At 71.2% G+C, this 23,311-nt stretch carries 22 protein-coding genes; 4 read left to right on the top strand and 18 right to left on the bottom strand.

What is annotated here, in order from left to right:
* Positions 1-18: 18 nt before the first annotated feature.
* Both AC3DEV_RS06875 and dprE2 read right to left on the bottom strand, forming a co-directional pair.
* A complete protein-coding gene (locus tag AC3DEV_RS06875) occupies positions 19-1,248 on the bottom strand; it encodes a cobalt-precorrin-6A reductase (RefSeq protein WP_488371655.1) in 1,230 nt (409 codons plus the stop codon).
* Positions 1,245-2,024 carry a decaprenylphospho-beta-D-erythro-pentofuranosid-2-ulose 2-reductase gene (dprE2, locus tag AC3DEV_RS06870; RefSeq protein ID WP_256819263.1) on the bottom strand — a complete coding sequence of 260 codons (780 nt, stop codon included), beginning with the start codon at positions 2,022-2,024 and terminating at the stop codon, positions 1,245-1,247. Before dprE2 ends, AC3DEV_RS06875 begins: the two co-directional genes overlap by 4 nt.
* 77 nt (positions 2,025-2,101) lie before the next feature.
* Here dprE2 and AC3DEV_RS06865 point away from each other — a divergent pair, with 77 nt between their 5' ends.
* Positions 2,102-2,509: a pyridoxamine 5'-phosphate oxidase family protein gene (locus AC3DEV_RS06865; RefSeq protein ID WP_488371654.1), complete on the top strand. Its 408-nt coding sequence runs from the start codon at positions 2,102-2,104 to the stop codon at positions 2,507-2,509.
* A 327-nt stretch (positions 2,510-2,836) separates the two neighbouring features.
* Here the strand turns inward: AC3DEV_RS06865 and AC3DEV_RS06860 are convergent, their stop codons facing one another.
* Entirely contained in the window at positions 2,837-3,943 is a 1,107-nt protein-coding gene (locus tag AC3DEV_RS06860) for a M24 family metallopeptidase (RefSeq protein WP_488371653.1), read from the bottom strand.
* Positions 3,944-4,036: 93 nt separating this feature from the next.
* On the opposite strand from AC3DEV_RS06860, the gene AC3DEV_RS06855 reads away from it, so the two are divergent.
* Entirely contained in the window at positions 4,037-4,966 is a 930-nt protein-coding gene (locus AC3DEV_RS06855; RefSeq protein WP_488371652.1) for a 5'-3' exonuclease, read from the top strand.
* Positions 4,967-5,017: 51 nt separating this feature from the next.
* Here AC3DEV_RS06855 and AC3DEV_RS06850 read toward each other — a convergent pair whose 3' ends face one another.
* From AC3DEV_RS06850 to AC3DEV_RS06805, 10 genes are all read right to left on the bottom strand, one after another.
* Entirely contained in the window at positions 5,018-7,678 is a 2,661-nt protein-coding gene (locus AC3DEV_RS06850) for a DEAD/DEAH box helicase (protein WP_488371651.1), read from the bottom strand.
* Positions 7,662-8,723: a twin-arginine translocase subunit TatC gene (tatC, locus tag AC3DEV_RS06845; protein ID WP_488371650.1), complete on the bottom strand. Its 1,062-nt coding sequence runs from the start codon at positions 8,721-8,723 to the stop codon at positions 7,662-7,664. The genes AC3DEV_RS06850 and tatC overlap by 17 nt, the downstream gene beginning before the upstream one ends.
* 12 nt (positions 8,724-8,735) lie before the next feature.
* Positions 8,736-9,134 (bottom strand): Sec-independent protein translocase subunit TatA, encoded by a 399-nt coding sequence (gene tatA / locus AC3DEV_RS06840; RefSeq protein ID WP_487940447.1) that lies wholly within the window; start codon positions 9,132-9,134, stop codon positions 8,736-8,738.
* 108 nt (positions 9,135-9,242) lie between these two features.
* Positions 9,243-10,211 carry a helix-turn-helix transcriptional regulator gene (locus tag AC3DEV_RS06835; protein WP_488371649.1) on the bottom strand — a complete coding sequence of 323 codons (969 nt, stop codon included), beginning with the start codon at positions 10,209-10,211 and terminating at the stop codon, positions 9,243-9,245.
* Positions 10,208-11,176: a helix-turn-helix transcriptional regulator gene (locus AC3DEV_RS06830; RefSeq protein ID WP_185950537.1), complete on the bottom strand. Its 969-nt coding sequence runs from the start codon at positions 11,174-11,176 to the stop codon at positions 10,208-10,210. Before AC3DEV_RS06830 ends, AC3DEV_RS06835 begins: the two co-directional genes overlap by 4 nt.
* A gap of 11 nt (positions 11,177-11,187) precedes the next feature.
* On the bottom strand, positions 11,188-12,594 hold the full coding sequence (gene pafA, locus AC3DEV_RS06825) for a Pup--protein ligase (protein ID WP_488371648.1): 1,407 nt from the start codon (positions 12,592-12,594) through the stop codon (positions 11,188-11,190).
* Between the two features lie 6 nt (positions 12,595-12,600).
* Positions 12,601-12,777: a ubiquitin-like protein Pup gene (locus AC3DEV_RS06820; protein WP_488371647.1), complete on the bottom strand. Its 177-nt coding sequence runs from the start codon at positions 12,775-12,777 to the stop codon at positions 12,601-12,603.
* Positions 12,778-12,837: 60 nt separating this feature from the next.
* The gene (gene dop, locus AC3DEV_RS06815; protein WP_488371646.1) at positions 12,838-14,355 is read right to left on the bottom strand and encodes a depupylase/deamidase Dop; all 1,518 of its coding nucleotides are present in this window, start codon (positions 14,353-14,355) and stop codon (positions 12,838-12,840) included.
* A complete protein-coding gene (arc, locus tag AC3DEV_RS06810; RefSeq protein ID WP_488371645.1) occupies positions 14,352-16,052 on the bottom strand; it encodes a proteasome ATPase in 1,701 nt (566 codons plus the stop codon). Before arc ends, dop begins: the two co-directional genes overlap by 4 nt.
* Positions 16,053-16,149: 97 nt before the next feature.
* Positions 16,150-16,989, bottom strand: coding sequence for a tRNA (adenine-N1)-methyltransferase (locus tag AC3DEV_RS06805; protein WP_069390069.1), 840 nt, complete (start codon positions 16,987-16,989; stop codon positions 16,150-16,152).
* 59 nt (positions 16,990-17,048) lie between these two features.
* On the opposite strand from AC3DEV_RS06805, the gene AC3DEV_RS06800 reads away from it, so the two are divergent.
* Both AC3DEV_RS06800 and AC3DEV_RS06795 read left to right on the top strand, forming a co-directional pair.
* Positions 17,049-17,960, top strand: a complete 912-nt coding sequence (locus AC3DEV_RS06800) for a RecB family exonuclease (RefSeq protein ID WP_488371644.1) — start codon at positions 17,049-17,051, stop codon at positions 17,958-17,960.
* Positions 17,960-18,727, top strand: a complete 768-nt coding sequence (locus AC3DEV_RS06795) for a thioesterase family protein (RefSeq protein WP_435890816.1) — start codon at positions 17,960-17,962, stop codon at positions 18,725-18,727. Before AC3DEV_RS06800 ends, AC3DEV_RS06795 begins: the two co-directional genes overlap by 1 nt.
* 101 nt (positions 18,728-18,828) lie before the next feature.
* On the opposite strand, the gene hisG is transcribed toward AC3DEV_RS06795, so the two are convergent.
* From hisG to AC3DEV_RS06770, 5 genes are all read right to left on the bottom strand, one after another.
* A complete protein-coding gene (gene hisG, locus AC3DEV_RS06790) occupies positions 18,829-19,680 on the bottom strand; it encodes an ATP phosphoribosyltransferase (RefSeq protein WP_067714440.1) in 852 nt (283 codons plus the stop codon).
* Positions 19,681-19,729: 49 nt separating this feature from the next.
* Positions 19,730-19,993, bottom strand: a complete 264-nt coding sequence (locus AC3DEV_RS06785) for a phosphoribosyl-ATP diphosphatase (protein WP_120283215.1) — start codon at positions 19,991-19,993, stop codon at positions 19,730-19,732.
* Complete coding sequence (locus AC3DEV_RS06780) at positions 19,990-20,706, bottom strand: HAD family hydrolase (protein WP_488371643.1); 717 nt, start codon at positions 20,704-20,706, stop codon at positions 19,990-19,992. Before AC3DEV_RS06780 ends, AC3DEV_RS06785 begins: the two co-directional genes overlap by 4 nt.
* A gap of 74 nt (positions 20,707-20,780) precedes the next feature.
* On the bottom strand, positions 20,781-21,305 hold the full coding sequence (locus tag AC3DEV_RS06775; RefSeq protein WP_472981449.1) for a hypothetical protein: 525 nt from the start codon (positions 21,303-21,305) through the stop codon (positions 20,781-20,783).
* Positions 21,306-21,390: 85 nt separating this feature from the next.
* Entirely contained in the window at positions 21,391-23,277 is a 1,887-nt protein-coding gene (locus AC3DEV_RS06770) for a heavy metal translocating P-type ATPase (RefSeq protein WP_488371642.1), read from the bottom strand.
* Between the last annotated feature and the right edge of the window lie 34 nt (positions 23,278-23,311).

The raw sequence follows: 23,311 nt of genomic DNA, 5'->3' as shown, positions 1-23,311 counted from the left end.
TTCTGTGGTGAGGTCGGTTCAGCGCGCGCCGAACCGCTCGACCAGCCAGCGGGCGGCGTCCTCGACGGAGTGCACGGTCTCCGGGGCCCGAGGGGCCTGCGGGGTCTCGGGCCGGTCCACCATCACCACCGGTATGCGCAGGTCGCGGGCGGCGGCGAGCTTGGCCTCGGAGGTGGCTCCGCCGCTGTTGCGGGTGACCAGCACGTCGATCCGGTGGCGGGACATCAGGGTCCGCTCGGACTCCACGCCGAAGGGGCCCCGGTCCAACACCAGCAGGTAGCGGTGCGGCAGCGCCCCGGGGGGCGGCTCGGAGCACCGGATGAGATACGACCCCCGGGTGTCCCCGGCGAACGCGGACGCGCCCTGCTTGCCGACCGTGAGCATCGGCCGGCGGAAACGCTCCCGCACCACGTGGGCCGCGGTCTGCATGTCCGGGACGCGGATCCACTCGTCGCCCGCCTGCTCGGTCCACGGCGGGCGGTGCAGGCGGAGCAGCGGGGTGGCCGTCTCGCGCGCGGCGTGGACCGCGGACTCCGAGATCTGGTCGGCGAACGGGTCGGTCGCGTCGATGACGGCGCTGACGCCGTTCTCGCGCATCCAGTGCGTTAATCCCTCCGCACCTCCGAAGCCACCGATCCGCACCTCCCCACGGGGGAGTCTCGGCCGCGTGACCTTGCCCGCCAGCGAGGTGACGACGTCCAGCCCGGCGGTGACCATGAGATCGGCGAGTCGGCGGGCCTCGCCCGTGCCCCCCAGCACCAGGATCAGGCCGGGTGAGCCTCCCGGCATCGCGGTCGCGGGCGGGACGACGGGCTGAGACCGCGGTGGCTCCGGGGCGGGCGCGGGCCGCGCGTCCCGGAGGGCCTCGACAGGGGCGCCGGAACGAATGCCGGGCACGAGCTCCCAGCTGATCCCCTCGGCGTCGAGGGCGCCGGTGTGGGCCGGCAGCTCGGGGTGGTCCGTGGGATCGCCCGGATAGAGCCGGACGACCCGGTCGCCGCGGTCGACGGCCTCACGCATCCTCGCGGCGGCGTCCGTCGGCGACAGCTGGGAGGCGTCGATGACCAGGGCCGTCGACGGGCACAGTCCTAGCGCCCCCGGACCGACCGGACCCGGCTCCGCCAGAACGGTGCCGCTCATGGCGATGAGTCGGGAGGCGCGGACGGTGAGGAGATCGACGGGGCCGGGACCGGTGCCGACGAGGTGTACGGCGGCCGGGTCGGCGCCCGACCGGGGTGGAGCGCTCACCGCGGCATCCGCCTCCAGATCGGCTGCGGGACGAGCCGTGCGACGGCGAACATCACGCGCAGCTGCCACGGGATCCACACCACACCCGCCGTGCGCGACTCCACCCGGTCGACCACCGCGTCCGCCACCTGGTCCGGCGTGGACGAGAACGGTGCGGGGTCCATGCCCTCGGTCATCCGGCCGATCACGAAGCCCGGACGCGGGATCACCAGCGTGACGCCCGTGCCGTGTAGGGCGTCGGCCATGCCGGAGGCGAACCCGTCGAGTCCCGCCTTGGCCGAGCCGTACACGTAGTTGGCGCGCCTGACCCGCTGCCCGGCGACCGAGGAGAACGCCACGAGAACCCCGCGGCGACGGGGCTTCATCCGCTCGGCGAGGACCGTGAGAAGCGCGGCCTGCGCCACGAAGTCGGTGTGCAGGATGCGGGCCGCGGCCCGGGAATCGCGCTCGGCCACCTCCTGGTCGCCCAGGATGCCGAACGCCAGGACGGCGATGTCGATCTCCCCGACCCGGGTCTCGATGTCCGCCACGATCGCTGCGTGCGAGTCGAGGTCGTCGGCGTCGAAGTCCACGAGCTCCACCGCTACGGCGCCCGCGGTCCGGAGTGGGGCCGCGAGCGCGGAGACGTCGCCACCGGGGCGGCTCGCGAGGACGACGGTGCGGCCGGGCGCGAGGCGGTGGGCGACGGCCAGACCGATCTCGCTGCGGCCACCGAAGACCACCACGACCTCACCGCCGGACTCGGACCGGGACGACGGGGTTGCGGATGTGGGCATGGGGCCAGTGTCCCACGTACCGCGTCGCGCCCCGCGTCGGCTCACTGCGGTCGGCCCACTGTGGCAGGCTCGGCGTCATGGCCCACTCGATGGCAGAACTCTCCGACGAGGCACACCGGTTCCTGTCCGAATACCACCTCGGCAGCCTGACCACACTCCGGCGCGACGGTTCGCCCCACGTGGTCGCCGTGGGCTTCACGATCGACGTGGAGGGCGGGTTGGCGCGCGTCATCACCCGGCGGGGATCGCAGAAGGCGGCCAACGCCCGGCGTGGCGGCCGCGCGGCGGTCTCGCACGTCGACCGCGGACGGTGGCTCACCTTCGAGGGCGCCATCCGCCTCCTCGAGGATCCCGACTCGGTCCGCGAGGGCGAGCGCCGCTACGCAATGCGGTACCGCGAGCCGAGTCCGAACCCCGAGCGGGTGGTGTTGGCGCTCGAGGTGGATCGCGTCCTGGGCTCCAAGCAGATGTTCACCGGCGACTGACACCGCGGCCGGGCGCTCGGCGGGTGCGCGCTGGGTGCGCGCCGGGTGCGCGCCGGGTGTGCGCCGGGTCGCGGCCTGCCGGACGGAATCAGACGAATCCCCCGGGTCCGCCTGCTCGGTCATAGCCGCCCGCCGCCATGGCGTCTCGCGTGAGCCGAGGCGCAGGCCGGACGACGTGCCCGGGGGCGGCTGTGGCGGACGCGTACAGGGGCGGGAGCGAGGCGCCAGGGGCGGGAGCGAGGCGCCAGGGGCGGGAGCGAGGCGCCAGGGGCGGGAGCGAGGCGCCAGGGGCGGGAGCGGATTCGGGCAGGCTGGCGTCCGCCGACTCTAGAGGACGCGCAGGCCGCGCTCGCCGTCGTTGAGGTCGCGGCGGCCATCGGCGGTGACGGCCACGATGTCCTCCAGCCGAGCGCCCCACGACCCCGCCGTGTAGACGCCGGGCTCGACCGAGAAGGTCATCCCCTCCGCCAGCACGGTGTCGGCTCCGGGTGCGACGAACGGCGGCTCGTGCAGTCCCAGACCGATCCCGTGCCCGGTGCGGTGGATGAACAACTCCCCGAGCCCGGCCGCGGCGAGGTGCTCGCGTGCGGCGGCATCGACCTCGCCGATAGCGATCCCCGGTCGGACGGACTCGCGCGCCAGGCGCTGCGCCTCCTCCAGCACCGCGTAGGCCTCGGCGACCTCGGCGGTGGGCTGCCCCATCGAGTAGGTCCGGGTGCAGTCGGAGTGATAGCCGCTGGGCAACGGCCCGCCGATGTCTACCACCACGATGTCCCCGGTCTCGACCACCCGGTCGGACACCCCGTGGTGCGGGTCGGCGCCGTTGGGCCCCGAGCCGACGATCACGAACTCGGCGTGCGTGAGCCCCTCGGACTCGATGGCGGCGGTGATGAGCTCGCCGACCTGCGCCTCGGTCCGGCCCACCTGGAGGAAGTCGCCCATCCGGGCATGTACTGCATCGATGCGACGGGCGGCCTCGGCGAGCTCGCCCACCTCGTCCGCGGTCTTCACGGCACGGACGTGGTCGATCACCTCCGAGGCGAGGACCACCTCGCCGTCGACCCCGTCCTGGAGCGGAACCAGGTGCAGGGCCGGCAGGGCGGTGGACACCGCCACCCGCCCGGCGACCGACCCGGTGACGAGTGCGATGGCGTCGGTCCCGTCCGACCACGGGTGGATCATCGCCCCCACACGGTCGGCGGCGCGCCGGGTGACGTCGGTGAGTTCGAGCGACGGCAGCACCAGCAGCGGCTCTGCGCCGTCCACGGGTACGACCAGCGCGGTGAGCCGCTCGTGCGAGTCCATGCGCTCACCGGTGAGGTAGGACATGTCCTCGCCGGAGTACACGACCACGTGGTCGATCCCGAGGTCCCGCGCGCGATCGCGGACGGCTGCCAGACGGTGCGAGTGGACCTGCGTGGTGGGGCTGTTCATGTCCTCCACAGTAGGCCGGGGCCGCAGTGGGCCGGAGCCGACTAGCCTGACGGCAGGTACTCACTCCCGACCCGACGACATCAAGGAGGCGCGGTGTCCCAGGGCCCGCTCATGGTTCTCGACAGCGCCGGCTTGTGGTTCCGCGCGTTCCACTCCGTGCCGGAGAAGATCACCGGCCCGGACGGCTTCCCCGCCAACGCCGTGCGCGGCTTCTGCGACATGGTGGCCGTGCTCGTGGACGAGTACTCCCCGACCGGCCTGGTGGCCGGCCTCGACCGCGCGTGGCGTCCGGACTGGCGGGTGGGGTTGTTGCCCTCGTACAAGGCGCACCGCGTGGGTGACGACGGCGAGGAGGACGCCCCCGCGTCACTGGGCCCGCAGGTCGAGTCGATCCGCGGAATCCTCGGGGCGGCGGGCGTCGCCCAGGCGTGGGCGGAGGACGCGGAGGCCGACGACGTGCTGGCCGCGCTGGCCTCCCGGGATCGCGAGGTGCTGGTCGTGACGGGCGACCGTGACCTGTTCCAGCTGGCATCGGCGACCACCACGGTGGTCTACGTGGGGGCAGGGATGAAGAATCGTCAGGCGTACACCCCGGAGGTCGTGGCGCAGCGCTTCGATCTGCCCGCCGGTGACGACGCCCGCGTGTACGCGGACTACGCGGTGCTGGTCGGCGACGCGTCGGACGGGTTGCCCGGCGTGGCGGGGGTCGGTGCGAAGACCGCCGCGACCCTGCTGCGCGAGTACGGCGACCTCGACGGCATCGTCGCCGCCGCCGGCGATCCGGGGTCGGCGCTCACCGCCCGCCAGCGCAAGGCGATCACCGAGGGTGCCGACTACCTCGCTGCCGCGCGCGGGGTCGTCCGCCTGGGCGGCCGCGCGTTCGACGTACGGTTCGAGGGCGACGTCGACGGACGCCGTGGCGCCGTGGATTCCGACCGCATCGAGGCGCTGGGCGAATCGACCGGGCAGGCCCGCGCGATCGGCCGGCTCGTCGAGGCGACCGAGGGGCTCGACGCGGTCTGAGCCGGGCAGGCGCCCGTCGCCCCGTTCCCGTCGCCGCTCGCCCGCGTCGGCTCAGGCCATGTGGTCGAGCACCACACCGCGGCGCAGTGACCCCACGGCGGACCGGGCGGTGCGGGCGAGCTCCGGTTCGGCGACCTGACCGACCTGGGCGAGGACGTCCACCACGAGGCGGGCGGAGCGGACGAAGTCGCCGGCGGTGAGTTCGACGCCCTCCTGCCACGAGGCGGCGAGGATCGAGGCCAGCGCCCCGCCGGAGACCCAGTGGTGCATCACGGGCGCGAGGCCGGCGTCCAGGTCCGGGGTGGTGGGCAGGCGGTGCGCGCGTTCGATCTCGGCGACGTCACCGGCCACCCGCTCCGTCTCGGCGAGGGCGGCGCGCAGGGTGTCGTCGGAGGGTTCGCGGACCGCGGAGTCCGTCCGCGGGTGGGCCACGACCGTGGTGACGACCGCCGCGAGGCCGGCGGCATCGAGCCCGCGCCACACTCCCCGCCGCAGACATTCGGCGACGAACAGGTCCTGCTCGGTGTGTACCCCGGCCAGGAGCCGCCCGGCGTCGGTGGCACGGAGTACGCCGTCAACCTTTTCGAGATAACCGAGGTGCCGGAGCAGGTCGACGATGCGGCGGAAGCGGCGGGCCAGCGAATCGGCGTCGGCGTCGACCTCGGCGGTGAGCGCGGCCACGTCGGCGTCGGCGTGGGCCCAGCGCTCGTGGAGGCGGGCGAGCTTGTCCATCCGGGGGTCCTCGTGCAGCGGGTGCTGCCGGAGTGCCCGGCGCGCCGCGGCGATCCGCGGGTCCTTGCGGACCGGCTTACCGCCGGCGTTCTTCATCCGACCCTTCGCCTTGCCCCGCAGGTGCTCCATCCGCTGGACCAGAGCCCGCTTGGCGCGCCCGTCGAGCTTGCGGCGGCCCTTGGGCAGGTCGACCCGACCCACGGGGATCGGGGGCGAGGCGAAGTCGTTCTGGCGTAACCAGCCGGTCCACCCGGTGTCGGTGAGACAGAGCAGCGCGGGGTCGGACTGGATGTCGGTCCGGACCTGCAGCACGGTCGCCACCATGCCGAATCGTTTGCGGCCCACGGTGATCACGGAGCCGGCGGTCTGCTTGAGCATGGCCGCGCGCACGGACGCCAGCCGGTCGTCCCGGTTCGACTTCTCGGCCTTGCGTTCGAGACGGCTGAGCTCGGCGCGCAACCCCATGTACTCGTCGAGGTCCTCGTTTCCCCCGGCCTCCTCGAGCGACGCCCGCATGCGGTCGCGCTCATCGGACCGGCGCTCGATGGCGCGGGACCGGGACACCAGGGTGCGGTCGGTCTGGAACTGGGCGAACGACCGGCCGATCAGGATGGTGGCCTCCTCGACGCCGAGCTGCTCGACGAGGTTGACCGCCATCGAATAGTCGGGAGCGAAGGCACTGTGCAATGGGAACCGCGGGGTGTCGACGAGCGCGGACAGGGCGTCCAGGTCGAGGTCCGGCTGGTCGAGCACGACTGCCGTGCCCTTGGTGTCGATGCCCCGTCTGCCGGCCCGGCCCGTGATCTGTGAGTACTCCGCGGAGGTGAGCATCGCGTGGGTGTCGCCGTTGAACTTGGTCGTCTTCTCCAGCACCACCGCGCGAGCCGGCATGTGGATGCCCAGCGCCAGGGTCTCGGTCGCGAACACGACCTTGATCAGCCCTGCGGAGAACAGCTCCTCCACGATGGTGCGGAAGAGCGGGAGCATCCCGGCGTGATGGGCGGCGAGCCCGTTGACCAGCCCGGCGCGGAACGAGGTGAAATCGAGGGCGTCGAGGTCGTGTTGTGGGACCTCGGCGCAGGCGGCGTCCACGTGTGAGGCGATACGCCGGGCCTCCTCCCCGGTGGTGAGCCGGAGGCGGGCGCGACGCATCTGGGCGACCGCGCCGTCGCACCCCGCCCGGGAGAACACGAAGTAGATGGCCGGCAGGAGTCGCTCGTCGTCGAGCTTCTCGATGACGTCCTGGCGTCTGGCCCACTGCGTTCGGGGCCGGGCCACGACCCGCTCGTCGTGGTAGCCGCTCCGGGACCGTCTGCGCTGGTCGGCAGCGGCCCGGATGGGGATGAGATCGCCATCGGTGTAGAGCATGTGGGCCAGCGGCACGGGACGGTGCTCGGACAGCACCACCGCGGTGTCGCCACGGATCTCGGTGATCCAGTCGCCCAGCTCGTCGGTGTTGCTCAGGGTGGCGGACAGCCCGACCAGGCGGACGGCCGGATCGAGGGTGAGGATGATCTCCTCCCACACGACGCCCCTCGAGCGGTCCCCGAGGTAGTGGATCTCGTCCATCACCACGCTGTCCAGGTCGTGGAGCGCCGACGAGCCGCTGTAGATCATGTTCCGCAGGACCTCGGTGGTCATCACCACGATGGGCGCGTCCGCGTCGATCGAGTGGTCGCCGGTGAGCAGCCCCACGTTCTCGGGGCCGAAGCGCGTGCGGAACTGCCGGAACTTCTGGTTGCTCAGCGCCTTGATCGGGGTGGTGTAGAAGCAGCGCCCTCCCCCGGCGAGCGCCCGGTGGGCCGCGTATTCGCCGACGAGGGTCTTGCCGGACCCGGTGGGCGCCGAGACGAGCAGGTTGCGCCCGGCGTCCAGGGCGGAGAACGCCTCCAGTTGGAAGGGGTCAGGCGAGAACCCCTCCCCGGTGAGGAAGTCCTCGAGCAGGTGATCGGCCTGGGGACGGTCAGGTGATGTCGTCATAGAGTGAGCCGCCACCGGCCGGGGCCTGGAGCGGTCGGGTGTCGCCGGGCGTTCGGGTGCCGGCGTCCGGGGTCGGGGTGGTCAGAGGGGCGGGCCGCTCGAGGGGGCCGGATCCGCCGAGGTCGTCGGCGGGGCCGAGGGGCGAGGCGGATTCGTCGTCGACCTCGAGCCAGTCGGCGCGGGACTTGTTCTTGCGCTTGTCATGCAGGCGGGCGAACTGGATCGCGCCCTCGACGAGGATGGTCACCGCCAGCGCGAGGGCGAGCATCGAGAACGGGTCCTGGCCGGGCGAGGCCACGGCCGCGAAGACGAAGATGCCCATGATGATCCCGCGGCGCGACTTGGCGAGAACCTCGTAGCTCACGACCCCGGCGACGTTGAGCATCGCGATCAGGAGCGGGATCTCGAAGCTCACGCCGAAGATGAGGATGAGCTGGATGAGGAACGTGAAGTACTGCGTGCCGGACAACGCGGTGGTCTGGACGTTGTCGCCGATCGAGAGCAGGAACTCCAACGCGTGGACGATCACGACGTAGGCGAGCACCGCGCCGCCGATGAACAGCACCGCGGCCAGGATGGTGAACACGACCCCGTAGCGCTTCTCGTTCTTGTGCAGGCCGGGCGTGATGAACGCCCACAGCTGGTACAGCCAGACCGGGCTGGCCAACACGATGCCGGCGGTGGCGGACACCTTGAGCCGGAGCATGAACTGCTCGAACGGTCCGGTGGCGAGCAGGCGACACTCGTCGCCGTTGTCACCGAGCTGCAGGCGCGCCCCCGGGGGGATGTCGCAGTAGGGGCCGGTGAGGATCCCGCCCAACGACGGGATGCCGAAGAAGCCGCTGCCGTACCACCAGAATCCGAAGCCCAACGTCACGATGATCGCCGCCATCGCGATGAGCACGCGGTTGCGGAGCTCGTAGATGTGCTCGATCAACGGCATGGTGCCGTCCGGGTTGCGGGGCCTGCGGCGGCGTCTGGTCAGCAGGCGACCGGCGCCACCCTTGCGGGTGGCGCCGGTGTCCGCGGTGTCGGTCTGCGTCATGGAGGGGTCGGCCTACTGCCCCTGCTGACCCTGACCGCCGTGGTATGGGGCGGTGGGGTCGGTGTACTGCTGCTGCCCCTGTGGCTGGTACGGCTGCTGGGGTGCCTGCGGGTAACCCTGCCCCTGGGCATTCGGCTGCCCCTGCGGCTGGTACTGCTGCGGCTGGGGCTGGGCGGACTGCTGTGCCTGCGGCTGCGCGTACTGGGCGGCGTTCGGCTGCGCCTGGGTGAGAGCCTGCGGCGCGGGGTCCTCGACCGGCTTGTCGTCGTTCTGCATCTCCTTGATCTCGGACTTGAAGATGCGCATCGACCGTCCGAGGCCGCGGGCGGCGTCCGGGAGCTTCTTCGAACCGAACAGCAGGAGCACCACCGCGAGGACGATGAGCCAGTGCCAGATGCTCAACGCACCCATGTCAACCTCCGTTTGTCTGACAACGTGCCCATGCTAGCGCACCCACACCGGGCGGCGTCACCCGAGCGCTCCCCGAAACCGGCTGCTACCTGGTTATTTACCGAGAATTCACGATTCCGTCACGGAGGTCTCCCCCGGCTCCGCCGAGTAGGCCTCCAGCCCCTCGCCGGCGCGGCGCGCCACCTCGGCGGACAGTTCGGGATCGGCGGCCCGCACGACGTCCGCGTGACCGAGCAGGAAGCGCTGGAGCCACGCCCGGTCGTGGTAGGCGATCTCCACGTCCAGGTCGCCGTCCGGGCGGCGGACCACGCTGTGGAATCGGAACTCGTCGAGGAACCAGGCCGCGGCGGCGGGGACACGGGCGGACTCCAGGCGGACGTCGCCCTCGCCGTCGTCCTGGGGTCGGGGTCCCAGCGCGCGGCGCGGCCCCACCTCCTCGACCCCGCTCATCCGGTCGGTGCGGAACGTCCGCCACTGCCCGGACTCACGGTCCACCCCGTGGACGTAGGAATGGCCGTCGGCGACGGACAGGCGTGCGGGGTCCACGACCCGGGTGGTGGAGGTGTCGGAGCTGGCCGAGTGGTAGACGAAGCGCAGCGCCCGACCGTCGTGGACGGCCGTGCGCACGACGTCCGCGTCCGAGTCGGCCGTCTCGCGTCGGGCGTCGAGCCCCCCGGCGTGCACGTCGGCGCCGGTGGCGGTCCGGAGCGTCGACAGCAGGTCGCGCAGCGCGCCCTGGTCGATCACCTCCGGCTGGTCGAGGAACACCGCCAGGCCGGTCTCGAGCGTGACCGCCTCCGCGGCGGTCAGGCGGACCGGGCGGTCGATCCCGGCGGTGAAGGTCACCTCGACGAGATCGGCGTCGTCGAGGTCCTCGGAGGAGAAGGCGAGGTCGATCAGGTCGCCGGGTCCGTACCCGGGCAAGCCGCAGGACCACAGTTGCCACAGGGCGGCCCGGAGTTGCTTCTCGGTCAACCCGAGGTCGCGGGCCGCGTCGGCCACGGGGACGGCGCCCCGGGTGTGGAAGTACGGGACCACGCTGAGCAACGTGGCCAGCGGGACGGCGCGGGCGCTCATCGGGCGGCCTCCTCGGCGGCGGTGAGGATCGTCACGACCCGGACGCGGAGCTCGGCCGGGCGCAGGGCTACGGCGTCGGCACCCTGGGCGGCCACGAGCGCGGACAGTTCACCGAGCGGCGCGGCGACCTCGAGGTCGACCCCGTCCCTGCCGAATCGCCGGGCGGGGCTCTGGGACCGGGCCATGGCGCGCAGCTCGGCGGCTCTGCCGTCGGCGGCCCAGACCGTGGCCTCCACCAGGGGGTTGAGCCGGGAGACGGCGCCGTCCAGCAACGCGAGGACCTGCTCGGTCGGCGGGACGGGGACGGTCCGGGCGGCGCGCCCGAGCCTGACGTCCGAGATGCGGACGAGCCGGAACGTCCGGGGTTCGCCACGGTCGAGATCGTGACCGACGAGGTACCAGTGGCCGTGGCGGGATCCGGTCCACCAGGGCTCGACCCGCCGGGAGGTGGGTTCGGCGGCGCCCGCGGGGGTGTGCGAGAACGTGACCGAGGATCCCTCGGCGATCGCCTCGGCGACCAGGGCGGCGGTCGCCAGCTCGGCCGGGTCGGTCACGGACACGGTCGCGCCGGCGTCGTGCGCGGGCTCGATCCCCGCGGCGGTGAGTTTGGCCAGCGCCCCGTCGGCACGCGCGGCCCGCTCCCCCTCGCGCCACACCTCGGCCGCGACGGCGAGCACGCCGGCCTGCTGGGGCGTGAGGGTGATGTCGGGCAGCTCGTACCCGTGGGCGGGGATGCGGTACCCGGCCGGCGATCCGGGGGCCAGCGAGGCGCCCTGTTCGAGCGGGACCCCGGCGTCGCGTAGCTCCCGCTTGTCCCGTTCGAACATCCGCAGGTAGGCGGCGTCGTTCTCGGCGTCGTCGTACCCCTGGACCATCCTGCGGATCTCCCCCGCCGACAAGAACGCGTTGGTCGACCTCAGACAGATCACGAGGTTGACCAGACGTTGGGACTTCGAGGTGGGCACGCCTGGAGACGCTATCGTCCGAGCGCGGCGACGAGTTCGTCGACACGCGGGTCCTCGTGGGCGAACGGGTCCGTCAGCGCGACGGTGGGCAGGGTGCCGTCGGAGACCTTGAGGTGTACCCAGTCCACGGTGAAGTCGCGCTCGGCGTCCCGGGCGGCCGTGATGAACCTGCCACGCAGCGCGGCGCGGGTGGTCTCGGGCGCGACGGTGCGGGCCCGCTCCACCTCGGCGTCGTCCACGACGCGGGAGACGAGCCCGCGGCGTTCGAGGACCGAGTGGAGCCCGCGTCCGGGCCGCACGTCGTGGTAGGTCAGGTCGATCTGGGACAGCCTCGGGTGGTCGAGGTCGGCGCCGGTCTTCGCCTGCACCTGCCGGATGAGCCGCAGTTTGGCGGCCCAGTCGATGTCGGCGGCGATCGACTCGTGGTCCCCGGACTCGACGGCGTCGAGGACCCGCTCCCACAGGGCCACGCACCGCTCGATGTCGGGGCGGTCGTCGCGCTCCCAGCCGCCGCTCCCGAGGTAACGCTGGACCGCGGCGAGGAACTCCCGCTGGATCTCCAGCGCCGTCATGGTGGTGCCGTCGGTCATCGCGACGGGCCGCGTGCCGGTGAGGTCGCGGCTGATCTCCCGGATCGCCCTCACCGGGTGCGCAACCGCCATCGGGCGCAGCTCGACGCCCGCCTCGAGCATCTCCAGCACGAGCCGGGTGCTGGCGATCTTGAGCAGCGTGGTGGTCTCGATCATGTTGGAGTCGCCCACGATCACGTGCATGCGCCGGAACCGGGTCGAGTCGGCGTGCGGCTCGTCTCGGGTGTTGATGAGCGGTCGCGACCGGGTGGTGGCGGACGAGACGCCGTCCCACATGTGTTCGGCGCGCTGGGAGAAGCAGAACGTGGGCTCCTCCGTCTCGCCGAGCCCCACGCCCGCCGGGGTGCCGGGCAGGATCTTGCCGGCGCCGCAGAGGAGCTGCCGGCTCACGAGGAACGGCAACAGTGTGGTGGCGATGCTGCGGACCTGGGTGGCACGGTCGAGCAGGTAGTTCTCGTGGCACCCGTAGGAGTTGCCCACCGAGTCGGTGTTGTTCTTGAACAGGTAGACCTTGACGTCGATCCCCTCGGCGGCGAGTGCCTGCTCGGCCTGCAGGGCGAGGTCGTCGACGATCCGCTCCCCCGCCCTGTCGTGCGCGACGAGCTGGCGCAGGCCGTCGCATTCGGCGGTCGCGTACTCGGGGTGGGAGCCCACGTCGAGGTAGAGGCGGGAGCCGTTCTCCAGGAAGACGTTGGAGCTGCGCCACCGCTGCACGACGGGCCGGAAGAAGTAGCGGGCGATCTCGTCGGCGCCGAGGGACCGCGCGCCGTCACCGCCGACGCTGGTGATCCCGAACTCCGTCTCGATCCCGACGATGCGACGGATCATGGCGGTCTACTGCCCGCCCTTCTGGACGTAGGACTTCACGAACTCCTCGGCGTTGGTCTCGAGGATGTCGTCGATCTCGTCGAGCAGCGAGTCGGCGGAGGTGGTGTCGGCGGCCTTGGCGATCTGGCCGGCCTCGTCGTCGCCCTCGCCGGGGCCGCTGGCGTTCTTCTGGATCTGGGACATGGACTGCTCCTTAGCGGTGGGAGGTTTGGTGGTCGAGGGTGGTGGTGTGGGTCGGTGCGGTCACCACGGTGACGGTCCGTCGGTGGTGAGGAAGTCCGGGTGCGCCTCGCAGTACTCCCGGGTCCCGGTGTACGGGTCGGTGAGGTCGACGTGGCGCTGGTGGCCGCGTGAGTCGACGACGACGACGAGGTCCCATCCGGCGGAGTGGATGCTGTCGCCGAGTTCCGCGAGGAAGCGTCCCCTGGCCCAGGCCCGCGTCCGGGCGGGCGGGGTCGTGACGGCGGCCTCGACCTCGTCTGGGGTGGTCAGTCGGAGCATCGCGCCCTTCGCCACCAGACGGTTGTAGAGGCCGCGTTCCGGATCGATGTCGTGGTACTGGAAGTCGATGAGCGCGAGCCGCGCGTGGTCCCAGTCCAGCGCGTCGCGGGCGCGGAATCCCTCGAGCAGACGCAGCTTGGCGGGCCAGTCCAGGCGGTCGGCGCACGACATGGGATTCTGCTCGAGGGCCTCGAGGATCTCCCGCCATTCGGCGAGGACCTCGGTGGCCCAGTCCGGTCGGCCGGCTCCGTCGCCGACGAGGTCGGCGACCCGGTCCAGGATCTCGCGTTGGAGACCGATCCCGGTCAGTGCGCGGCCGTCGGGCAGCGGCACCGTGGCGGTCAGCGACGTGTCGTGACTGATGACGTGCACCGCCTCCACGGGGTCGACGGGCAGGAGATCGGAGAAGTCCACGCCCTCCTCGATGGCGTCCAGGACCAGGCACGTGGTGCCGATCTTGAGGTACGTCGCCAGTTCGGACATGTTCGCGTCGCCGATGATCACGTGCAGTCGGCGCCACGTCTCGTCGGACGCGTGCGGCTCGTCGCGGGTGTTGATGATCCCGCGACGCAGGGTCGTCTCGAGCCCGGTGAGCACCTCGATGTAGTCGGCGCGCTGGGAGAGCTGGAAGCCGGCCGTCTCGCCGGACTGCCCGATCCCCACGCGTCCGGCGCCGCAGAACACCTGCCGGGACAGCAGGTGCGGTGCCAGGCTCAGGGTCAGGGCGTCGAAGTCGACGTCGCGGCGGACGAGGTAGTTTTCGTGCGCGCCGTACGAGGCGCCCTTGCCGTCGACGTTGTTCTTGTACAGCTTGAGTTCGGCGTTGCCCTCGGTCGCCGAGGACTCGACCCCGGCGCGGTGCATGACGAGCTCGCCGGCCTTGTCCCAGATCACCGCGTCGCGCGGGGAGTCGACCTCCGGCGCGGAGTACTCGGGGTGCGCGTGGTCGACGTAGAAGCGCGCGCCGTTGGTCAGCACCCGGTTGGTCACCCCGAACTCGCTGGGGTCGTAGGCGCGCACGGCTCCCAGGTCGAAACCGCGGGCGTCGCGCAGGGGCGATTCCGACTCGTAGTCCCAGCGGGTCTCGTCGGCGCCGCCGGCGGACTCCCCGGGGTCGGTGTAGGCCTTGATCACCTGGGTGGAGGTGACCACCGAGCTGAGCAGGGGCTGCCCGACCGCGACGATGCCGAACTCGATCTCGGTGCCGATGATCCGGCCTCGCCCGACCTCACCCGACGCGCTCTGAACGGGAGGGGTCACTGGTCCACGCCCTTGTTGGGGATGGAGACGTCGACGACGCGTTCACCGCGGACTCCGGTCAGCCGCGCCCATTCCTGCGGGTTGGAGGTGTTGGGCAGGTCCGCGCTCTCGGCGAACTCGGCGTCGACAGCGTCGAGGAAGTCGTCTGTGGTCAGGCCCCGCCCGGTGCCGTGGACGATGTCCTTGATCGCCAGCTTCTTGGCCCGGTCCACGATGTTGCGCAGCATCGCCCCGGAGGTGAGGTCGGCCAGGTACAGGGAGGATCGGCGGCCCGAGGCGTACACCAGGTGCACGTAGGTGGTGGACGCGTCGCGCGTGTAGAGCCTGTCGACGATCCGGTCGATGAGGTCCGCCACGTGCGTGTGCTCGTCCGCGTCCCCGACCTCCTCCGGGTCGAAGCGCAGGTCGGGGGTGATGTATTTCGCCAGGATGTCGGTCGCGGCGTCGCGGTCGGGCCGGTCGATGCGGATCTTCAGGTCGAGCCGGCCGGGGCGCAGGATGGCCGGGTCGATCATGTCCTCGCGGTTGGAGGCGCCGATCACGATGACGTTGCGCAGGTCCTCCACGCCGTCGATCTCCGCGAGCAGCTGGGGCACGATCGTGGTCTCCATGTCCGAGGAGACACCGGAACCGCGGGTGCGGAAGATCGAGTCCATCTCGTCGAAGAACACGATGACCGGGTTGCCCTCGGTCGCCTTCTCACGCGCCCGCTCGAAGATGGAGCGGATGTGCCGCTCGGTCTCGCCGACGTACTTGTTGAGCAGTTCCGGGCCCTTGATGGACAGGAAGTACGAGTTGGGATAGCGACCGTCGGAGACGTCGTCGCCCCGGGAGACCGCCGACGCGCGGGCCAACGAGTGCGCGACGGCCTTGGCGATGAGGGTCTTGCCGCAGCCGGGGGGCCCGTAGAGCAGGACGCCCTTGGGTGGGGCCAGGTGGAACTCGCGGTAGAGGTCGTGGTGGATGAAGGGCAGCTCGATGGCGTCGCGGATCTGCTCGATCTGCGGTCCGAGTCCACCGATGTCGGAGTACTCCACCATCGGGATCTCCTCGAGCAGGAGCTCGTCGACCTCGGCCTTGGGCACGACCTCGTACGCCACGCCCGCCTTGGGGTCGACCAGCACCGCGTCGCCCGGACGGACCGGGGCGGGGTGCTCGGCGGTCCGACCGCCGCGCAGCGCGGTGGCCAGCACGACGATGTGCTCCTCGTCGTTGCCCATCACGACGCGGGCGCGGACGCCGTCGGCGAGTACGTCACGGAACACGGCGGTGACGCCCGTGACGGGCAGCTCCCCGGAGACCTCGAGCACGGTCATGGCCTCGTTGAGACGCACCGTCGTACCGGCGGTCAGCTCGGCAGCGTCCACCCCCGGGGCGATCGCGAGGCGCATCCGCCTACCCGCGGCCATGACCTCCACGGAGTCCGGGCCGGATGGTCGGGCCAGGACCACGCCGTAGGTGCTGGGCGGGGTGCCGAGTCGTTCGACCTCACCCTTGAGCGCCTCGAGCTGGTCGCGCGAGTCCTTGAGCAGGTCCGCGAGCCGGACGTTGCGGGCGCCGAGGGCGTCGATCCTGATCGCCTTCTCGCGGTCCGAGCGGGCCCCCTCGTCCACGGCCTTCCGCAGCCGTGCGAGCTCGGCCCGGTCGATGGCGACCCGGTCCTGCCCGTCGCCGGCCGGGGATCGTCCCTCGGTCACGCGATCACCTGCCCTCCTGGTCGTCGACGAGTCACCTCGTCGTCGTCCCCTCCACCCTATCGGCGGACGCGGGCGCAGGTCCCTGCGAGTCCGCCGGTCAGCCCTTTCCGCTGCGCCGCTTGGGCTTGAGGGTGGTCACGCCCTCGGCGAGCCGGCGGGCGGTCACGAGGAACGCCGTGTGGCCCTGCATGCGGTGCTCCGGACGCACGGCCAGGCCGACCACGTGCCAGCCGCGGTTGATCGACTCCCACGCCCGGGGCTCGGTCCAGCACTGCTGACGCCGCAGGGCCTCCACGACGTCCGACAGCTGGGTCGTGGTGGCCACGTAGGCGACCAGCACCCCGCCGGGCACCAACACGTCGCTCACCGTGGGCAGGCACTCCCAGGGCGCGAGCATGTCCAGCACCACGCGGTCGACCTGGCCCCCCAGCGCCTCCACGGAGGTCTCGGCCAGGTCCGCGACGCGCAGGTCCCAGTTCTCGGGGTGCTCGCCGTAGAACGTGCGGACGTTGCGCTCGGCGTGCTCGGCGTGGTCCTCACGGATCTCGTAGGAGAACACCCGCCCCTCGGGGCCCACGGCCCGGAGCAGTGAGCAGGTCAGCGCGCCGGAACCGGCACCGGCCTCCAACACCCGGGCGCCGGGGAACACGTCACCCTCGTGCACGATCTGCGCGGCGTCCTTGGGGTAGATCACCTGGGCGCCGCGCGGCATGGACAGCACGTAGTCGGTGAGGAGCGGCCGGAGCGCGAGGTAGTGGGAGTCCTTGGTCGAGGTGACGATCGACCCCTCCGGCGCACCGATCAGGTCGTCGTGGCGGACGGCCCCGTGGTGGGTGAAGAACTCGGCGCCCTCGACGAGGACGACCGTGTACTTGCGCCCCTTGGTGTCGGTGAGTTGGACGCGGTCGCCCACGACGAACGGACCGGATCGCTGCACGGGACCTCCAGGGGGGACATACGGGCCGGTTGTCCGACCGGTTGTCTACCCTGCCAGGTGTGACGGATCCCCTGGAAATCGGTGGCATCCCGGCAGCGGGCGACGTACCCCTGCCGGAACGCAAGCCCCTCGCCCTGTCGGCATCGCGTGCGGCGGACTTCCGGCAGTGCCCGCTGCTGTACCGCCTGCGCACCATCGACCGGATCCCGGAGCCCAAGACCCGCGCCCAGGTGACGGGCACCGTCGTCCACTCGGTGCTCGAGGAGCTCTACGGCCTCGAGCAGGCCGACCGGGCGCCGCAGCGCGCCGCGGAGCTTGTCCCCGCCGCCGTCGAGCACTTCTACGCGGCGGAGGACGGGGCCGACGTGGTGCCTGTCGCCGAACGCCCCGGGTTCGAGGCCGAGGTCGCGGGCCTGGTCTCGGCCCTCTACGGCGTCGAGGACCCGCAGCGCTTCTCCCCCGCCTCGTGCGAGCAGTACCTGCTCACGGCCACTCAGTCGGGCACCCCGCTCCACGGCTACCTCGACCGGGTCGACGTGGCGCCGACCGGCGAGGTCAGGGTCGTCGACTACAAGACGGGCAAACCCCCGAACCCGCGGTACCAGCACCAGGCGATGTTCCAGATGCGCTTCTACGCCCTGATGTACCACCGCGTCCACGGGGTGCTCCCCGCGCAGCTCAAACTCATCTACCTCAAGAACGGCAGCTGGCTCACCCTCACCCCGGATCATGCATCCCTCGGCGAGACCGAGGCGTCCCTCGACTCGCTCTGGTCGGAGATCGAGCGGGCCGGGGAGACGGGGGACTTCCGCCCCCGTACGTCCCGCCTGTGCGACTGGTGCAATCATCAGGCGCTGTGTCCGGCGTACGGCGGTACCCCGCCGGAGTACCCGGGGTGGCCCGGGACGCGGGTGGTACCAGCCGGGACGGACAGTCTGCTGTCAGGTCAGGGAGAACCGAGGAGAACATGATGACGGAGGCCTACTTCGAGCCGCTGGGTACCGACGACGGCTGGGAGGTCTTCCGAGCGACGCCGCACACCGTGAGCGCCTGGGGCCCCGACCTGCAACACGGGGCCCCGCCCTCTGCCCTCCTCACCCGGGCCATGGATCGGCTGGACCCGTCCGAGGAGACGCGGATCGCGCGGGTGGCGGTCGACCTGCTGGGTCCGGTGCCCCTGGGCGAGTTGCGGACGCGGGCGCGCGTGACCCGACCTGGCCGGCGGATCCAGCTGGTCGAGTCCGAGCTCGAGGCGCGGGGACGGATCGTCGCCCGGGCGAGTGCGTGGCGGATGCTCGTCAGCGACACCGCGGAGGTCGAGCAGACGCTGGATCAGCCCCGCGAGTTGCCGGGAGCTGATCACAACAGTGAGTTCTTCAACCGCTGGACCAGCGGTTACATCGACTCTCTCGAGATCCGGGGTGCCGAGGACGGCACGGTGTGGGCGCGGCCCACCCTGCCGCTGGTGGCAGGTGAGGAGACGACCCCCGCCGAACACGTGATGTGCGTGGCGGACATCGCCAACGGTGTCGGAGCGGTCCTCGAGCCCCACGAGTGGCGATTCCTCAACACCGACGTGGTCACGCACCTGCACCGCCGGCCCGTCGGGCAGTGGATCGGGGTGACAGCGCGGGCCTCGATCGGTCCCGACGGGGTGGGCGCGACCACCGGAACGCTCTTCGACGAGGTCGGCGCGATCGGACACACCCTGCAGGCATTGCTGATTGAGCGGGTCTGATCGGGCGCGGTCCCTGCCCAGGGATCCGCTACTCCGACTTCGGATCCGCTACCCCTTTGCGGATAGCGGATTCGAAGGGAGGGTAGCGGATCTTCTGGGTGTCAGCCCATTCGGCAGGAGCGGATGTCGGTCGCGATGACCGACTTCGCGCCGGACGCGGCGAGTTCGTCCATGATCGAATTGACCCGCTTGCGCGGCACCATCGACCGGACGGCGATCCACGCCGGGTCCGCCATCGGCGAGACCGTGGGCGACTCGATCCCCGGCGTGATCGCCGAGACCTCGTCGAGCAGATCCTTGGGGCAGTTGTAGTCGAGCATCATGTACTGCTGGGCGAACACCACGCCCTGCAGGCGCGCCCTGAGCTGTGCCATCGCCGCGGACACCTCGGCGTCCGCCCGGGAGATCAGCACGCCCGAGGAGTCGCACAGGATGTCGCCGAACGCCTCCAGGCCGTGGACCTTGAGCGTCCGTCCGGACCCCACGACGTCGGCGATGCAGTCGGCCACTCCCAGTTGGATCGAGATCTCCACGGCGCCGTCGAGGCGGATGACCTCCGCCTCGACCCCCCGCTGCTGGAGGTCCCGACGGACGATATTGGGGTACGAAGTCGCGATCCGCGCGCCGGCGAGCCGGTCGGTGGACCATCCCGCCCCGGCGGGACCGGCGTAACGGAAGGTGGAGTGGCCGAAGCCCAGATCGAGGAGCTCATCGACCTCGGCCATGGAATCCGCGGCCAGATCCCGGCCGGTGATGCCCATCTCGAGGCGGCCGGAGCCCACATAGACGGCGATGTCCTTGGGGCGCAGGAAGAAGAACTCGACGTCGTTGTCCGGGTCGATCAGCGTGAGGTCCTTGCTCCCCTCGTGCCGACGGCGGTACCCCGCCTCGGCGAGCATCTCGGAGGCGGACTCGGACAGGGCGCCCTTGTTGGGCAGTGCGACGCGCAGCATGACGGGGGCTCCGGGATCTGTGAGCGTGAGGGTGGACGCGGGGCGGGGTCTAGAGATGTCGGTAGACGTCCTCGAGGCCGAGTCCGCGCCTGAGCATCATGACCTGGGTCCAGTACAGGAGCTGGGAGATCTCCTCCGCCAGTTCCTCGTCGGACTGGTACTCGGCGGCGATCCACACCTCACCGGCTTCTTCGATGACCTTCTTGCCCAGATGATGCACACCCTTGTCGAACGCGGCGACGGTGCCGGACCCCTCGGGGCGCGCGGTGATGCGCTCGGACAGCTCGGTGAACAGCGAGTCGAAGGTCTTCACACGCTCGATTGTCCCACAGCCGCACGCACGGGTGTGCCGGAGGTGAGGGCGTGGAGTCCGGCGGTGTCGACCCCCTCCAGGGTCGCGTGGGTGTGGGCCCCGGCCACATCGGGCTGGCCGTCGGTCGACGGGATGTAGAGAACCCTGCATCCGGCAGTGACCGCAGCCGTGGCGCCGGTGACGGAGTCCTCCACCGCGACCGCCGTACCCGGATTCACCCCGAGCCGCTCACACGCGAGTAGATACGGGTCCGGAGCGGGCTTGCCGTCGGCGACCATGCACCCGGTGACCACCACGTCGAAGCGGGAGCGATCGATGAACTCCAGGGGCACGACCGCGACATCGGCGGTGGTGTTGGTGACCAACGCGACCGGGGTCCCCGTCGAGGCGATGTCGGCGAGAAGATCCTCGGCGCCCGGCCGCCACTTCATATCGGTACGCATCAGCTCGGTGACACGGGAATTGAGACGGTGGGCGAGACGGTCGAACTCCTCGCCCTCGATCCGGCGCCCCGTGTACTCGCCGAGGATCTCGAAGAAGCCGTGGAGGGAATTGCCGAGGGTCCGCTCGCGGGTCCTCTCGTCCAGGGGGCGTCCCAGGTGTTCGGCGAGCTCGTACACCGCGATGTCCCACAGACGTTCGGTATCGACGAGGGTGCCGTCCATGTCGAGACACACGGCGTCCGGAACACGATCAGAAAAATTGCTGGTCACGGCCTACTGTCTACCGGAGCCAGGTGAACCGGGGGTGGCGAGAGGGACCTCCCGGTGATGCGCCCGGGGCTCCCTCAGCAGTCTCGTGGGGGAACGATGAACCGTTCGGTGTGGGTGGCGGAGGCGAACGGGGCGACCGAGCCCGGTGCGAACGTGGGGAGAGCGGACTTACTGGCGGTGATGGTGACCGCCACCGTCCCACGTCCGGTGTGGGTGGCGCCGATGCCTACCTCCGGGCCGGTCGACCGGACCGTCTGCGTCCCCCGGGCGTCGGTGTCGATGTTGTGCCAGGAGACCGTCGCCGAGTTGAACGGGAACATCACGGCCGAGAAGTCGAAGGACCCGATCGGTTGGTCGAGGTCCCGGGCGTTGGCCGCGATCGCCTGGTGGAAGTTCCCGTCGTCGCCCCGCAGGCAGCTACCGAGGACCCCGAACCGGATGGTGTGGTCACCGCCGAGGGGATAGGGCAGACGGACGTCCCACGCGGGCGACTCGCGCCAGACCTGGGCGCCCGCCACCGGCGCAGTCGCCACGGCTGCTCCCCCGGCGAGCAGGGCTGCGGTGCACGTCAAGATGGCTGAGCGTCTGATGATCGCCATGTCCGGCTCCTTTGTCCCCATACGTCGGACGGGGTGCGCTGGTGAATCTGCCCTTATGTAGTCATCGCCAGATGTCGCAAGGGTGTTACCGACGGGCTTCGAGGAGTTGGTCCGCGGCGCGATTGGTCCGCTCTCCGAAGTCGCTGAGTGTGCGCGGAGCCATCACGACGCGCGCCGAGTTGAGGATCGCCAGCACGTCGATGACCTCCTGCGCGATCGCCCCCGCGAGAGGGCTCAGCAGCCCGAACACGGCGAGGAGCATCCCGATCACGGAGGCGGCCATCCCACCCACCGCCGATTGCAGGGCGATCCGACGCATGCGCGCTCCGATATGGAGCAGGTCGTCGAGGCGCTCCAGTGAGGAGTCCAGCACCACGGCGTCGGCCGCCTCGGAGGTGACGTCGGAGCTGGCGCCGAAGGCCACCCCGGCGGTCGCGGCCGTCATCGCCGGGGCGTCATTGATGCCGTCGCCGAGAAACAATGTCGGCCCGGCCGCCGTGCGTTCCCGGACGATGGCGAGCTTTCCTTCGGGGCTGACCCCGCCGTACACCTCTCCGATCCCCACCCGGTCCGCCAGACGGCGGACCTCGGCCTCACGGTCACCCGAGATGATCATCATGTGCTTGACGCCGTGCGAGCGCGGCAGATGTGCGATGAAGTCGCCTGCGGTCGCCCGCGGTTCGTCCCGGAACCGGAGGGTGGCGGCGTACCGGTCGTCCAGGAGGACGATCGATTCCAGACCGGCCTCCGTCCCCGGGAGGAGGTCGACGGCGTCGGGGTCGACCGCGGCGAGTCCACGACGGTTGGTCAGGCGAAGGCTGTGGCCGCCCACCTCACCGACCAGTCCGGCGCCGGGTTTCTCGGCGACCGAGCTGAGTGGTGGTATGGCGAGACCTCGTTCGGTGGCGGCGTCGACGACAGCTCGGGCGAGAGGATGACGGGAGTAGACCTCGACCGCCGCTGCGGTCGCCAGCACGCCATCCGGATCGGTGCCCGGTCGAGGAATGATCTCGGTCAGGACGGGGCGACCGTAGGTCAGTGTGCCCGTCTTGTCGAACATCATCGTCTCGATCCGGCTGACGTTCTCGAGCATTGCCGGGTTCCGGATGATGATCCCACGCTTGGCGGACAGCGAGATGGCGCCGATGATGGCGACCGGTACGCCGATGAGCAGTGGACACGGGGTCGCGACGACCACTACGGCGAGGAAGCGGGTCGGGTCGCCCGAGATGGCCCAGCCGAGGACGCCGAGGGCAAGTGCGACCAGCGTGTACCAGGCGCCGAGACGGTCGGCCAGGCGACGCATCGGGGGCCGGTGTTCCTCCGCCTCCCGCAGGACGCCGACGATCTGCGCGTACCGGGAGTCTGCCGCCCGGCGTTCGGCCCGGACGGTCAACGCCACCTCGCCGTTGACGGCCCCGGAGAGCACCTGGGAGCCGGGTGACTTCGGCACGACGTACGGTTCGCCGGTCAGGAACGACTCGTCCATGGCGCCGTCGCCACCCACGACCTCGCCGTCGACGGGGCACAGTTCATGAGGCAGGACGAGGAGGAGGTCATCCACGCGGACCTCCTCGGCGCGGATGTCGTCCACGCCCGCGGCCGTAGAGTCCCCGCGGAGTCGATGCGCGATCGTGGGACTGCGCCGCGCGAGGGCGTCGAGGGTGGCCGATGCCCTCCGCGACGCCGCGGCCTCGAGCGCCTCGCCGCCGGACAGCATGAGGACGACGATCGCGGCGACCAGCCACTCGTCGAGAGCGACCGCCGTGATGATCGAGATGGCGGCGAGCATGTCCGCCCCACCCGCGCTCCTCACCGCCGAGCGCAGTACCTCGAGGATGAGTGGGACCCCGCCGACCACGACCACCGCGACCAGGGGCGCCCGGATCGACCACTCGACCGTCGTGGAGACGCCGGGACCGGTGACCGCGCGCGACACGAGGTGGATCGCGATGGCCAGGACGGTGGCCATCGCGAGTACCCCCTGGCGAGAGCCGACGAAGGTG

It is taken from the genome of Dietzia sp. IBK-p2-15D (assembly GCF_057773105.1).
The sequence above is the reverse complement of the archived record's forward strand: the minus strand, read 5'-3'. Positions and strand labels throughout refer to the sequence as shown.

Coding starts and splice junctions, on each gene's coding strand:
- tatA (WP_487940447.1), bottom strand. CDS start 9,134: ATGGGTGCGTTGAGCATCTGGCACTGGCTCATCGTCCTCGCGGTGGTG.
- dprE2 (WP_256819263.1), bottom strand. CDS start 2,024: ATGCCCACATCCGCAACCCCGTCGTCCCGGTCCGAGTCCGGCGGTGAG.
- AC3DEV_RS06770 (WP_488371642.1), bottom strand. CDS start 23,277: ATGGCCACCGTCCTGGCCATCGCGATCCACCTCGTGTCGCGCGCGGTC.
- AC3DEV_RS06820 (WP_488371647.1), bottom strand. CDS start 12,777: ATGTCCCAGATCCAGAAGAACGCCAGCGGCCCCGGCGAGGGCGACGAC.
- hisG (WP_067714440.1), bottom strand. CDS start 19,680: ATGCTGCGCGTCGCACTGCCCAACAAGGGCGCCCTGTCCGAGTCCGCC.
- AC3DEV_RS06850 (WP_488371651.1), bottom strand. CDS start 7,678: ATGACGACATCACCTGACCGTCCCCAGGCCGATCACCTGCTCGAGGAC.
- AC3DEV_RS06865 (WP_488371654.1), top strand. CDS start 2,102: ATGGCCCACTCGATGGCAGAACTCTCCGACGAGGCACACCGGTTCCTG.
- AC3DEV_RS06860 (WP_488371653.1), bottom strand. CDS start 3,943: ATGAACAGCCCCACCACGCAGGTCCACTCGCACCGTCTGGCAGCCGTC.
- AC3DEV_RS06795 (WP_435890816.1), top strand. CDS start 17,960: ATGACGGAGGCCTACTTCGAGCCGCTGGGTACCGACGACGGCTGGGAG.
- tatC (WP_488371650.1), bottom strand. CDS start 8,723: ATGACGCAGACCGACACCGCGGACACCGGCGCCACCCGCAAGGGTGGC.
- pafA (WP_488371648.1), bottom strand. CDS start 12,594: ATGATCCGTCGCATCGTCGGGATCGAGACGGAGTTCGGGATCACCAGC.
- AC3DEV_RS06775 (WP_472981449.1), bottom strand. CDS start 21,305: ATGGCGATCATCAGACGCTCAGCCATCTTGACGTGCACCGCAGCCCTG.
- AC3DEV_RS06835 (WP_488371649.1), bottom strand. CDS start 10,211: ATGAGCGCCCGCGCCGTCCCGCTGGCCACGTTGCTCAGCGTGGTCCCG.